This window comes from Methylotenera sp. L2L1, assembly GCF_000744605.1.
GTDB lineage: Bacteria > Pseudomonadota > Gammaproteobacteria > Burkholderiales > Methylophilaceae > Methylotenera.
Genome location: NZ_JQMG01000001.1, coordinates 851851 through 865819 on the forward strand (window position 1 = coordinate 851851; position 13969 = coordinate 865819).

Sequence of the window (13969 nt, forward strand, 5' to 3'; positions counted from 1 at the left end):
CTTATTATTAGAGCCTAGTGCGTTTTAACACTGCCATCACCACTATTGATGACTGGATCTTCTTCATCGCGCGCCCAGAACATACGGTCTGGAATGTACTGACCCATGCCTGGTCTAAAGCCATTTTTAAGGGTTTGCCATGTGTATTCTTGTGCCTCTAGCACAGCATCTTCTATGCTAAGACCATGTGCCATACAGGCAGCAATTGCACTGGTGAGCGTACAACCTGAGCCATGGTAACTGCCAGCTAAGCGCTCCCATTTATAAGCTTTAATCAGCTTATCTTCACCATATAGGGTGTTGGTCACTTCAGCGGTACGTTCATGCGTACCTGTAATCAATACATACTCACTACCCATTGCCAGCAAGCGTGCAGCGCTCTCATCTAAAGAAGTCAATCCTACCTCTTCAGCTTCATCAGCAAATGCGAACCTACGCGCCTCTAAACTATTAGGGGTAATTAATGTAGCTTGTGGAAACAGCAACTCGACCATTGCCTCCATCATTTCATCATTACTTAAATCATCGCCACGCCCAGAAGTTAAGATAGGGTCAATTAGCAAAGGAATATCGGGGTAATCTGCCATGATTTCAGCAATCACCGCAATATTTTCAACCGAGCCTAACAGCCCCAGCTTAAACGCTGAAACTTGCACATCCTCTAAAATCGCACGCGCCTGATCATTGACCCAATCTGGGTCCATGGCCAACACGCCATCAACACCAACGGTATCCTGCGCAGTAATTGCCGTCACTACTGATAACGGATGACAACCAATACTGGCAAACGTAAGAATATCCGCCTGCAGCCCAGCCCCACTACTTGGGTCCGTACCTGCGAATGTCAACACTGATGGGGGGGCTTGGTTTGCCATAATATAATCGCTAATCGCTAAAGTTGGAGCGGGTGACGGGAATCGAACCCGCGTATCGAGCTTGGGAAGCTAGCGTTCTACCATTGAACTACACCCGCAGAAATAACTACTCAGGCATCATGCGAACAGCACTTAACCTGCTAGCGTATTTTACCACCAATCACGCAAGCACTAAACCTAGCAAACGAGTAATCACACTTTAAGCATCCAAGTGTTTAGTTAAATTAAGTGTTTACTTAAAACTTAGGAAGGCTGGCACTCAATACAGTAGCATTGGCGATGCATACCTAATATTTTAATATTTCTATAGACAAACTATTGACTACAAAGCCTAATTTTATTGCATAATGCGATTTAACATTGTTATGCATGTGGTTTATTGGTGCGTCATAGATAAGTCATCATCAAGACCAGCATTTAATAAAGCGTAGGTGCTAGTTTAATGCATCGTTAAAATGCAATTCGCTTATTTACTTAGCAATAATTATTTTTGAAACAACTGGCACAGAAGTAGCGGTGATGATTTATTTTCAGGAGATTGATAATGGACATGAGGGTATATAAATTAAGCGCTATTACATTAGCAATAAGCGCATGCTTATCAACAAATGCATGGTCCGGTGAGGCCTCTGCTGGCACACAAGATGTAGAACAGCTACGCAAAGAACTAGGTGAACTAAACAGCCGCTATGAAGCACAGAGCGCTGCGCTACAAGCTTTAGCACAAAGACTACAGCAGCTTGAAACCTCTGGGCAAGGGCAAGCTAGACCAATGCACGCTGTGAATAAAAAAATGGTCGTTGCTGATACGGATACTGCTCCTAGCGCAAGCGGTGAAAGAACGCCGGCATCAGAAGCCAATGAACCAGTCATCAAAGAAGCGCCAGCCTCTCGTAGTGCTGAAGCGGTTTATCGTGAACAAAATGCTTTATTCAATAAAACATTCACCTTAGAGGCTGGCGTTAGCTACAGCCATACCGATCGCCGCCAACTGACACTAGAAGGCTTTTTGGCACTAGATGCTATTTTCCTTGGTAATATTAACCTTGACCGCATTCAATCAGACATTACCCAGTTTGACCTCACTGGTCGTTATGGAGTAACTGACCGCCTTCAATTTGACCTCAATTTACCTTTCCTCTACCGCGCCTCAACCTATGAGTCCGGCGGTGCGGCTGGCGGTAGCGCTTCAACACTAAGTGAGCGTGATATCAGCAATGCTGGCTTAGGTGATGTAAGTGCCGGTGCTTACTACCGCATCTTCCCCGAAACACCTACAACCCCTGACGTAGTGTGGAATGTGCGTGTAAAAGCACCTACGGGCAAAGATCCATATGGCATTAAACTTAGAACAGACCCAGGCAACTCTAACTTGGTTGTTCCCGACGACCTGCCTACAGGTAATGGCGTATGGACACTATCTTCTGGCTTAACTTTCGTTAAAACCATAGATCCAGCGATTCTATTTGCCAATGTTAGCTATGCGCACAACTTTACCCGAAAATTTGATGACATTAGCGGTCAGCCAAATGTAAGCACCTCTGGTGAAATTGATTTAGGTGATGCTTATCAATTAGGTGGCGGCTTGGCTTTTGCATTGAATGAACGCATGAGCATGAGCATGTCTTACGCACATCGCTTTACACAAAAATCTAGGATTAAAGCCGATGGGCAAAGCTGGGTAAGCGTTGTTGGTAGTGACTCAAGCGCTGGTTCACTTAATTTTGGTGTGACTTATGCCATGACAGACCATCTTTCAATGGTCGCCAACGTTGGTGTGGGGGTAACGCCTGACGCACCGGATGTAACCGTAGGCATGAAGTTCCCGTATAACTTCTAAACTGACCACTTTGTAATACATCTCCTAGTAACTACCGACTTTAGTGTCAGTGGTTACTAGGTAACCTTCCCGCCAGTCAACACCAATCGCCACACGCTCACATTAATAGTGCTCAAAGTTAAACGCTTTACCCCAAACATACTAAGGTGTCGCCCTTAGTTTCAAACCCGTTGAATCAATATACGATGCAGATTCGTTGTAAAGCTTCACTTAAGGTGGCTTATACGCCTCACTATCACCATTAACCATGCCTGATATTGGATAAACCGTGATGCCGCCTATAAGATGCAAAACGGAAACCCAATCATGCATGAAATTGAATACCGTCATCTGCTTTACTTTAACACATCGTCTACACCCCCGATTTTGGTAGGTGAAATCAACGGTGCGGGCTGGCATGTAAAGCTGGCCGAAGATGTCCCTAGCGCCCAAAACATACTGTACAAATACACCCCACGGGTTGCTATCGCCCAATTTGACGATGCAAACGGGCGCCTGCCAGTACCTATTGAAAATTTTTTCAGAAACGTAGATCAAATAGAATGGGTTGCTTTAATCCCTAAAAAGGCGATTAACAATCACCACATCAAGCAAATTATTAGTGAATCTTTCTACGACTTTCATACGCTACCACCAGAAACAGAAAAACTACTCGCTACACTAGGACATGCTGAAGGCATGGCGCTCATGAAACGGGATAACCCTGCCGCACGGCAATTGCAATTAGAATTGCAGCCTAGTGAAGATGAAATGGTGGGTGCCAGCCCGCAGATGCTGGACTTATTTAAAAATATACGCAAGGTGGCCAGCGTAGACGCACCTGTGTTGATTACTGGCGAAAGCGGGACAGGCAAAGAGCTTGCAGCACTGGCGCTACACGAACGCTCAGCTCGACATCACAAGCCATTTGTTGCGGTCAATTGTGGCTCTCTACCCAGTGGGTTGATTCAGTCAGAGCTATTTGGCCACGAAAAGGGCGCATTTACTGGTGCTAGCCAGCGTAAAATTGGCCGCATTGAAGCCGCATCCGGTGGCACCATTTTTCTGGATGAGATTGGTGATTTACCGCTGGAATTACAAGTGAATCTTTTGCGTTTTTTACAAGAAAAAACCATTGAACGCTTAGGCAGTACGGAGAAAATTCACGTTGATGTGCGTGTGCTTGCAGCGACACATATTGACCTAGAAGCTGCAGTAAAAGAGGGGCGGTTTCGAGAGGATTTATATTATCGACTGCATGTATTAAAAATTAAAACGCCTGCACTACGCGATAGAGAAGGTGATATTGAAGTGCTTGCTAAATACTTCTTTGATAAGTTTTTTAACGAAAAAAGACGCAACGTCAAAGGGTTTTCACCATCGGCATTGCAGTTGATGAATCACTATGCTTGGCCTGGCAATGTACGAGAGCTTATCAGCAGAGTTAGGCGAGCCATGGTGATGTGTGAAAGACGCCTTATCGCGCCAGAAGATTTAGATCTTGACCGCAGGAATGGTGAGCGCCACATAACAACACTTGAGTCTGCTAGAAATACCGCTGAGATGGAGGCGATTCGCAATGCCTTGCATAAAAACAACAGCAATCTAACACTTGCATCACGTATGCTTGGGGTATCCCGTGCGACCTTATACCGATTAATGGAAAAGTACGACTTAATGCCTAAATCCTGAAATATAATCATTCGTAATCATTTAATTTTCTATATCTAATTTCCCTGCTTTTAACTCACCCATACTTGCTTAGGCACCTCCACCGTCAGCCCCAAACCGGCTTGTTACCTCTTTAAAACATCACTGTTGCAATTTTGATACACTTTTTAAAACTTAATTTATTCATTAAATTCAATAAGATACAAAAATAACACCTAACATCTGTCACAAATTCAGTACATATATATCCTAGCAGCCAGTTCTTATTTTCCATAAATATACAATAAAAACAACATCTTATATAGTTGGCATGCCGATTGCTATACCTATCCCAACGATTCGATGCGCAATGTTATCGCATCGACAAGTTGAGGAGCAGGCAATATGTACTGGGTATCAAAGCTACTAAGCAAACATGAGAATCAACATCTAAATAGCGATCAGCATTTAGCTGACATCGTCGTTAGAGTACTCGTGATTGCGGTGTTTTGTAGCTCAAGTTTAGCATTTGCCGGCGCTACGGAGATTACCTCCGAACCCAATGAACTGAATTGGTTGGGTGATGATACCGTGACGATAGACGATACAGATTTATCATCGATTAACGGTAAAGGTGCGGAAGTCACTGCTTTAGACAGTGACTCAAAATTAGCGATTATTCTTTGGGATGAAGGTAGGCAGGGTAACAAAGGCGGCACACATCATGAAATGAGTAGCCGCCCTGTGATTACGTTGACCGTCATTCAAAAATAAAGGAATCCATATCATGCACAACAAGCACTTACAAATAGGACAGCAAGCAAGCACTGCTTCACTATTGTGTGAGTTTGTTATGTCAGGTCTTATTATTTTAGGTTCAACTGTGCCGACCACGACAGCATTGGCAGCAGACGGCATTGTCGTACTACAACGTGAAGTGTCAGTCCGCCCAGCCATCCGTGATGGTCAACCTGGGCGCGCAGTCACCGTTGACACTTCACCAGATGACAAGATTAAAACGTCTGTGGGTCAAAGTATAGGGGTTAAGCCAATTGAGTTAGATGATGCTGAATTTTCCGCAATTTCTACTAACACCCCAGCATCATTAAACGTTACCACTGACACAAACAAACTATCGGGGGCTGTGCTCAACAGCTATGGCCTAGGCAACAGCCATCCAGCACAATCAGCAACATCAACGCTATCAGGTACGATTGGCGGCGCAGTTGGTGGTGCGGTTGGCGGTTTGCCAAGTCAAATTAACGCTGGGCTTAATGGCACTAGTAATGCATTAAACGGCATGACTGGCGCCATTATGCGTAGTAGCGGCCAGTAAGAAAAGAGCATGAGGAAACCATCATGAACTCACAAATCTTAGTCTCAGTATTATTAATCCCGCTATCTGTACTGCATAGCCAGTTAGCAATTGCACAAGATAACTTGCCTGATATTCCTAGCTATATGACGCAAAGTGTTATTGATAGCAATGTATTAAGCCATGTGCGTGGTCGCTTTGCTGTCAACATGACAGCAGGGGACTCCAACACCCAAGCAAATGCCGCAGCCATCGCGCTTGGCACACAAAATGGCCCAGCGATTGGCATCGTGAATGGCATGCAGGCCATTGGTTCTCATCAAGCTAATTTACCAGACATCGCGATTGCCGCCATCGGCGGTCAAGCCTTTGCATATAGCTCAGGTTTGATTTCGGTGAATCAATCAAGTGGTGTAGGTAACGCACAAGCGAATGGCGCAGCATTCGCAATGGGATTTGAGGAAGTGATAGCAGAAAGCGTGCTTTCTGCCGCGACTTCAAATGCAGTACCGATTGACGCAGGAAACAGCAAGCGTCACCAAGCAGTATCGATTGATGATACTGCGTTTCATGGTGCACACGGGCTAGTTCAGGTCAACCAATCGGCAGGGTCGGGCAATAGTACGGCCAATAACTTTGCGCTCCAAGTGCAATTGGGCGCAAAGCCGTAATTTCAAGTTCTTTACCAACCGCAATTAGGAGAATAACATGAAATCGTCTTTTGAAAAAAAATCCATCGCGTTGGCAGTGGCCGCTTTGCTCACTTCGCCAGCAATATTTGCTAATGATAACGATCGTGGTCGAGGCCATGAAGATGTCGAAATCAAAAAAGAAATTAGCTTGGAACAAGATGTAGAAATTGAAGGTACAGTCGATGTGAGCGGTAGTATTTATATTGACGCTAGTTCTGCAGCAATCGTTAATGACAAGCAAATTAACGGTGACAATGAAGTGACCAATAATGAATCCACCAACACTGCAACTGTAGACGGCAATGCACTTAATAGTGCCAGTGGTAACATTGGTATCAACGTTACCGCAGGTGATAACAACCAACAAGCTAACGCAGCCGCATTTTCTGCCGCTGATGCCAGCTTTGTGTTTGGTTCATCTGATGCCGAGGTCTTTGCAACGCAAGCTGTGGTTGGCAACAACGTCACTAACTTAGGCCAAACTAATGCAGCGGCACTTGGCGGTGACGCACTTGCTAATGCCAGCGGTAACATCGGTGTTAATATTTCTGCTGGTAACAATAATCAGCAAAAAAATGACCTTGCTGCATCTGTAGCTGTTGCTCGCATGGCCACTGCCACTGTTGAAGTAACTCAAATCAATGGTCATAACACAACCTCTAACGATCCTATCAGTAAAGAAGAAATACAGAATATTGCTGTCAACCTAGCCCTTAGCGCGACTGGCGGTTACTCTGGTTCTGGTAGTGGTACCTATTCTGGTAGCGCATCAGGCACCACAACTGGTACTTCCGATCAGATTGGCAATGTCTACCCTGATATTTGGACAGGTAACACTCACCCTAATGGTAGCCAAACTGGTCACTTTGACCTAGATACAGCAACTCAAGGCGGTAGTGACCTTAACGATGACGGCGGTGCGCTTGCATTTGGCAACAATGGCACATATTCAGGTACAGAGGGTGGCGGCCTAGGATTTTATGAATCTGGCACCCAGACTTTATCTGGCAGTGTGACTGGTTATATTCCAGTGGTTGTAGCGACTAACCTAGCAACAACAAATACATCGACCCTAGGTGATAACGCACTGATGAACGCTTCTGGCAATATTGGCGTTAACATCGCATCAGGTACCAACAATCAGCAATATAACGGCCTAGCAATCTCTGCTACACAAGCTGGCGTTGGCGGCGGAAGTGGTGGTGGCGGTGAGTAATGGTGCTTAGATAGCACAACTATCGTGCACTGACAGCCCAAAAGGCCGTCTCGCAGGTCCCCGCTAGCTTTTTCTAGTGGGGACTTCGCTACTTCTTACCGCTCGCATCACGCTGTGTTACGAAAAGAGAATTGCGATGTTACATACCCATCAATACACACTGACTCATAAATCAATACGTGTACTCACGATGATTGTCGTCATGCATGTAAGTGTCACTATCTCGTCTGCATTGATGCACCCAGCCATGGCAACCGATATTAGATTCGGTGGCATAGTGCCGGGCATGGGGGTCATTCAAAAAGACATGCTGAGCATGCGGGAGTTAAAGTTTACAGATATGGTGCCACAACACACTGACTTTAGCTGTGGGGCTGCTGCATTAGCGACTATTTTGAATTATGCATATAAGAAAAATTTAACTGAAGAAGATGTCATCGAAGGCTTATTAAAAGTGAGCGACCCTGAATTAGTGCGTCAAAAAGGGTTTTCTCTATTGGATATTAAAAACTACACGCAAAGCATTGGCTTCCGCGGACGTGGCTATAACGTCACCCCTGAGACCTTAGAAAAGGTCACGATTCCAACCATTGTTTTACTTAACTACAAAGGTTACAAACACTTTGTTGTACTAAAAAAATCTACTGCGGAAAGAGCTTATATCGCAGACCCTGCCTTAGGTAACCGCATCATGAAAAGAAGTGAATTTGATGCCAACTGGAATGGCATTGTATTTGCTGTCATTGGACAAGACTTTGATCGTGAATCTATCTTACTCAAACCAAAAGAACAATTAACGGCTAGAACATTAACCGATTCATTTCACCCTTTAACCGACGCAGAACTGTTTGATTTTGGGTTTGTGCGTTCAGATATGCTAGGACTATAAAATTTAGTAAGTAGACACTAACGCAACAGAATTAATGAAGAAAGTAGTTCGTTCACATGCACTCAACAGCAATACATTTAGGTACAACATCAAGAGCAATTAGAAATAAATGTAGCTGAGGAGTTTAGGAGGTTTTAAAAATGAACATCTCTACAATGAATTCGATTCAACACGCGCAATATTTACACCAATTGAATTTGAAAACGGCGCATCAATCTAGTGTGCTGGCAACTCCCTCTAAGAAAATTGCATTCATGTTAGCTAGCGTTATTGCTATTAGCCCTGTAACCAGTGCAGCCTTACCACCAGACATAGAAGTTTTTAATGGTATGCAAGAGGTTTCTGATAACGATCTGGGCCATATGCGCGGTAAGTTCGCAAGTAACAACCAAGTGCTATATTTTGGGGTGGAAATGATTAGCCAATGGGAAACCTCAACAGGCAATGTCATTACTGCTGGCGCTAACCTCAATATAGACTTTAGATCCAACACGCCATCTGTGCACTATGTACCAACTGTCAGTATCGAACAATCTCAAAACACTGTGACCGCTCAGCAATCGGATGGAAATAACAATGTCAGTGGCGGTGCAGGCTTAGCCAACATCAGCGGTGTTTCACAAACCATACAAGTCGCTGGCGCTTCTAACAGCATTCATAACGGCATCGACATGCAAGTGGAGCTAACATCGGCTAACCAAGGCGGCTCTATCGCCGATGCAGTAGGCAGTCAGGCTGGATTAGTATCAGCCACAGCCAGTGACGGAACTGTCGCCACGGTCACACTGTCAAATAACAGTATTGGTGTTAATGTGATGGTGCCTGGACAAGGGCAGATACTACAAGAAATTAGGAATCAGGGCATGTTCCAAGCTGCACGGATTGGCGGGGATCTTAACCAAATTCATAACGCAATTACCATGCATATTGGTTTAAATGCAGCAACAGGCAACGGTAGCACCAGTGCTTTTGCAGCAATACAAAGTTTGAAGAGTCTGCCTCAACATAGCTTTTAGGCTCAACTGAGGTTAGCCATCTAGGAAATGTAGTCATCCAGTGTTAATCATCTACGATTAACATAAGGTATAAAATAGGTTAAGAGAGGTGTGGAAGATGCGCTTATGGTAAAGTCTAATGCCAAGGCAACACTTGCGATTTTAGTAATCGCTCGCTCCATGGGCATGAAACAATGGTTATCCATCATCATTGGCGTATCTTCCTCACCTCTCTTAACTCTCATCACGCCAGCATAACTTGTGTATCAAAACTCCAATGGATTCACGTCCACTGCCCATCTCACCTTAGCCGCTATCGGTTCAGACCTTAATTGATGCACCAATTGTGTCAACAGCTTTTGCAATGCTGGCCGTTGGGTTGAGTGCATTAAAATATAAGCACGCTCCATCCCTTTTAAGCGCTCCATCTGCGGCCTCACTGGGTCATAAGTCATGACATGCTGACCAAGCTGGCGCGCCTGCTCAAACGCAAACTGTAGAAATTTCTGTACCAACGCAAAATCATGCGCTTCCGCACGCAACAATGCAGTGAAGACATAAGGTGGGAACTGCACCTGTGCACGCTCCTGCAGCAAATCATTGGCATAGCTTGCGTAATCTTGCGTACGCAATGCATTGAACAAGGCATGATCTGGAAATGCCGTCTGAATAATTACTTGCCCCGCTTTATCAGCTCTACCCGCACGCCCAGCAACCTGCATCAGCTGTGCAAACAAGCGCTCGCTCGCCCTAAAGTCAGGGCTATGCAGGGCGCTATCAGTATCAATCACGCCCACTAACGTTAAGTTAGGAAAGTCATGTCCTTTAGCCAGCATCTGCGTGCCCACTAAAATATCTATTTCCTGATTATGTACACGATCTAGAATTTCAACCAAAGCATGCTTGCGGCTAATGCTGTCACGATCCACCCTTGCGATACGCGCTGCTGGGAGCAGGGTAGCTAAGGTCTGCTCCAGGCGCTGCGTACCATGACCGGTCGGGTGTAAATCCGCATCGCCACAACTTGGACATTGATTCGGAATACGCTGCTCATGCCCACAGTGATGGCAGCGCAATTTTCTTTGCCCTAAGTGCACCACCAAGCGGCTACTACAGCGCGTGCAAGGCGCAATCCAGTGGCAAGCGGAACACAATAGGACCGGCGAATACCCGCGGCGATTGATAAATAATAGCGACTGCTCTTTACGCTCCAACCGTAAACGCAACGCTGAAACAAGCTGTGGTGTTAATCCATACTGTAAATTGACCTTAGTGGTATCAATACAATCAATCTTAGGCAGCCGTGCGGCCGTCACCGCGCGCTGTTTTAATGTGAGCAAGCCATATTTATTAGGCTGACTATTGCTAGGTGCTGCGTTTAAAGCCTGCGCATGACTGCCCATTGCGTTGTACCAGCTTTCTAACGCAGGGGTTGCAGACCCCATCACCACAGGAATATTGAGCCGTTTTGCACGCACCAAAGCAACGTCGCGCGCATGGTAACGCATGCTATCTTGCTGCTTATAGGAGCTATCATGCTCTTCATCAATAATTATCAGCTTTAAATTAGGCATAGGCGTAAAAATTGAAAGCCGCGTCCCAATAATAATCTGTGCTGCTCCCGCCTGTGCAAGCTGCCAGTTATGTAAGCGCTCACTCTCACTCAGGCTGCTATGTAAACTCACTAAACTATATTGAGGCAATCGCGCTCTAAACCTTGCCTCTAGCTGGGGGGTCAGGTTAATTTCGGGCACTAGTACCAGTATCTGAGCACTGATTTGTTCAGGCTTTGTTGCAGCCGAGTCACCCGTATTATTTTTTGCTTCTGGGTTATCTTGTACTTCTTGTTTATCTTGCGATGCTTGCAATATATGTTGCATCAAGCGGATATAAACTTCGGTTTTTCCACTTCCGGTGATGCCATGCAATAACCACGCTCTAAACGCCTTAATGTCTTGCGTGATACTTGCCACGGCCTGCGCTTGCTCATCATTCAGCGCAGGTTGCGGTGTTTCTAATATGGCAGGCACACGCTTGACCGCCAACACTTGCTCGCTTGACGCATAGCCCAAAGCCACTAGTTCTTTTGCCGCCTTACGCGCACTACCTGACAGCGCATCAAGCTCTGCTTCAGTTTGAGCGTTATCTGCCTGCAATGCTGTCAATACTTGGCGCAACACACGCTGCCTTTTGGGCATAGCCTCAAGGTCAACCTGCCGGCCTAAATCAGTGATTTGATATAAATATTGTTTACGCGAAACCGCTGGTGCCACTTGGCGCAAACGTGCAGGTAAAGCTGCTAACAACGCCTGGCCAAACGGATAGTGATAATAATCCGCGCTAAACTTAATCAAACTTAACACTTCAGCATCAAGCGGCGCTTCTTCAACAAACGCCTGCGTAATTGGCTTAAGTTTCTCTATGGCAAACTCACTGCTATCAGTGTGGTCTATCACAATGCCAATTTGATTACGGCGCCCAAACGGTACCAGTACGCGCTGGCCAATCTCTACGTGTTGATCCGCACTTAAATAATCAAATAAGCGTGCGAGCGGTACATCAAGTGCAATTTTTAAGATGGGTTTAGACAATGGCAGTAACAATATTGGCGTAAAAAGTTTATTAGATTAAAAGTATCTTAGGTTCACAGAAGATTAAGCATAATTGGTCGTCCATTATGCTGCTTTTACCGGCAATTGGCGTATTTAACACATATTTATAATCGCTTTTCTTGCATATGGAGTAGCTATCTTAAACCATTAAGCTTGATGTATTCACTGGCACATGATGACTAACGTGCTAATCACTAATATGGGTTAAAATACCGTTTTTAGCTTTATATGCAATTATTGTGAAAACACATCTTACCCAATTACTGACCACTGCCGCAAAAAGTATTGCGCCAGACATTACTGACCTAACGATTATATTAGAGCGCCCAAAATCAGCCGACCATGGCGATTTTGCCACAAATCTAGCGCTCGTTTTAGCAAAACCGTTAAAACAAAATCCGCGCGCAATCGCCACACAAATTATTGCAGCATTACCAGTCAGTGAATATATCGCTAAAACTGAAATTGCAGGTGCTGGCTTTATTAACTTCTTTTTAAGCCCACAATCTAAGCAGGTTGTGATTAAAGACATTCTCAATGCGGGTGCGCAATACGGCCGTAACAACAACGGTCAACAGCAAAAAGTACAGGTAGAGTTTGTATCAGCGAACCCAACCGGCCCTCTGCATGTGGGTCATGGCCGCGGCGCAGCGGTGGGCGACTGCTTGGCTCGCCTCTTGGATGCAAACGGCTGGGATGTCACCCGTGAGTTCTATTACAACGATGCTGGTGCTCAGATTGATAACCTCACCATCTCAGTGTTGGCAAGATGCAAAGGCATCTCTACCGAGCATGAAAGCTTTCCTGAAAATGGCTATCGCGGCGAATATATCAATGATATTGCAGCGGCATTCTTAGCCAAGCATACCGTGGTTGCAGACGACATTGAAGTGACTGCGAGTGGCGATATCAATGACTTGAACTCAATTCGCACTTTTAGCGTGGCGTATTTGCGTCATGAGCAAGATTTAGACTTAAAAGCGTTTCAAATTAAGTTTGACGTTTTTTCACTAGAAAGTGCGCTTTATACGACTGGCAAGGTTGAGCAAACGGTTCAAGCCTTAATTAAAAGCGGCCACACTTATGAAGATAACGACGCGCTTTGGCTTAAAACCACAGACTTTGGTGATGACAAAGACCGTGTCATGCGTAAAACTGATGGCGGCTACACTTACTTTGTCCCCGATGTTGCTTACCACACCGACAAGTGGAACCGTGGCTTTGTACGCGTGATTAACGAGCAGGGCGCAGACCATCACAGCACCATCACCCGCGTACGCGCAGGCTTGCAGGCGTTAGATATCGGCATCCCAAAAGGCTGGCCAGATTACGTATTGCATCAAATGGTGACCGTGATGCGCGGCGGTGAAGAAGTTAAACTTTCAAAACGTGCAGGTAGCTACGTCACCTTACGTGATTTAATTGAAGAGGTAGGTTGCGATGCAACGCGCTACTTCTTAGCCGCACGCCGCGCCGATTCACAATTAGTATTTGATATTGATTTAGCGCGTAGCCAAAGCAACGACAACCCAGTGTATTACATTCAATATGCACATGCGCGTATTTGCAGTGTACTAAGCCAGTGGGGTGGTGATATCAGCAGCTTGGCTAACGCCAATTTAAACCCACTAGTCACCGCGCATGAAACTGCACTGATGCAACGCTTAAGTGAGTACCCAGAAGTAGTAGCCAATGCAGCAACTGAATTAGCACCGCACGTGGTGGCGAATTACTTAAAAGAATTAGCCAGTGACTTACACAGCTACTACAACGAATATAAATTCTTGATTGAAGACGAGTCACTGAAACTCGCTCGCTTAAGCCTAATTAGCGCTACCCAGCAAGTCCTTAAAAATGGACTGGATTTACTTGGTGTTGCCGCCAAAGAGAGAATGTAAGGAAACAA

The 13969-nt window shown here is 45.3% G+C and carries 11 protein-coding genes and 1 tRNA gene; 9 read left to right on the forward strand and 3 right to left on the reverse strand.

The genetic code is table 11. The annotated features are described in order from the left end of the window. Nucleotides 1-14: 14 nt before the first annotated feature. Together thiD and FG24_RS04015 are read right to left on the reverse strand one after the other, a co-directional pair. Entirely contained in the window at nucleotides 15-875 is an 861-nt protein-coding gene (gene thiD, locus FG24_RS04010) for a bifunctional hydroxymethylpyrimidine kinase/phosphomethylpyrimidine kinase (RefSeq protein WP_036303948.1), read from the reverse strand. Between the two features lie 24 nt (nucleotides 876-899). Then, nucleotides 900-973, reverse strand: a tRNA-Gly gene (locus FG24_RS04015). A gap of 446 nt (nucleotides 974-1419) precedes the next feature. Here FG24_RS04015 and FG24_RS04020 point away from each other — a divergent pair. The 8 genes from FG24_RS04020 (at nucleotide 1420) to FG24_RS04055 (ending at nucleotide 9472) form a co-directional block, all read left to right on the forward strand. Then, nucleotides 1420-2715 carry a transporter gene (locus FG24_RS04020; RefSeq protein WP_036301294.1) on the forward strand — a complete coding sequence of 432 codons (1296 nt, stop codon included), beginning with the start codon at nucleotides 1420-1422 and terminating at the stop codon, nucleotides 2713-2715. A 306-nt stretch (nucleotides 2716-3021) separates the two neighbouring features. Continuing rightward, on the forward strand, nucleotides 3022-4386 hold the full coding sequence (locus FG24_RS04025; RefSeq protein WP_088178469.1) for a sigma-54 dependent transcriptional regulator: 1365 nt from the start codon (nucleotides 3022-3024) through the stop codon (nucleotides 4384-4386). Between the two features lie 363 nt (nucleotides 4387-4749). After that, a complete protein-coding gene (locus tag FG24_RS04030; RefSeq protein WP_036301299.1) occupies nucleotides 4750-5118 on the forward strand; it encodes a hypothetical protein in 369 nt (122 codons plus the stop codon). Between the two features lie 13 nt (nucleotides 5119-5131). Then, the gene (locus tag FG24_RS04035) at nucleotides 5132-5680 is read left to right on the forward strand and encodes a hypothetical protein (protein ID WP_036301301.1); all 549 of its coding nucleotides are present in this window, start codon (nucleotides 5132-5134) and stop codon (nucleotides 5678-5680) included. Between the two features lie 23 nt (nucleotides 5681-5703). Continuing rightward, on the forward strand, nucleotides 5704-6330 hold the full coding sequence (locus tag FG24_RS04040; RefSeq protein WP_051901425.1) for a hypothetical protein: 627 nt from the start codon (nucleotides 5704-5706) through the stop codon (nucleotides 6328-6330). Between the two features lie 37 nt (nucleotides 6331-6367). After that, nucleotides 6368-7567 (forward strand): hypothetical protein, encoded by a 1200-nt coding sequence (locus tag FG24_RS04045; protein WP_051901426.1) that lies wholly within the window; start codon nucleotides 6368-6370, stop codon nucleotides 7565-7567. 136 nt (nucleotides 7568-7703) lie between these two features. Then, nucleotides 7704-8456 (forward strand): C39 family peptidase, encoded by a 753-nt coding sequence (locus tag FG24_RS04050; RefSeq protein ID WP_051901427.1) that lies wholly within the window; start codon nucleotides 7704-7706, stop codon nucleotides 8454-8456. Between the two features lie 140 nt (nucleotides 8457-8596). After that, nucleotides 8597-9472 carry a hypothetical protein gene (locus FG24_RS04055; protein ID WP_152553391.1) on the forward strand — a complete coding sequence of 292 codons (876 nt, stop codon included), beginning with the start codon at nucleotides 8597-8599 and terminating at the stop codon, nucleotides 9470-9472. A gap of 245 nt (nucleotides 9473-9717) precedes the next feature. On the opposite strand, the gene priA is transcribed toward FG24_RS04055, so the two are convergent. Then, the gene (gene priA, locus FG24_RS04060) at nucleotides 9718-12042 is read right to left on the reverse strand and encodes a replication restart helicase PriA (protein ID WP_036303958.1); all 2325 of its coding nucleotides are present in this window, start codon (nucleotides 12040-12042) and stop codon (nucleotides 9718-9720) included. 260 nt (nucleotides 12043-12302) lie between these two features. Here priA and argS point away from each other — a divergent pair, with 260 nt between their 5' ends. Next, nucleotides 12303-13961 (forward strand): arginine--tRNA ligase, encoded by a 1659-nt coding sequence (gene argS, locus FG24_RS04065; RefSeq protein WP_036301315.1) that lies wholly within the window; start codon nucleotides 12303-12305, stop codon nucleotides 13959-13961. The last annotated feature ends 8 nt before the right edge of the window (nucleotides 13962-13969 follow it).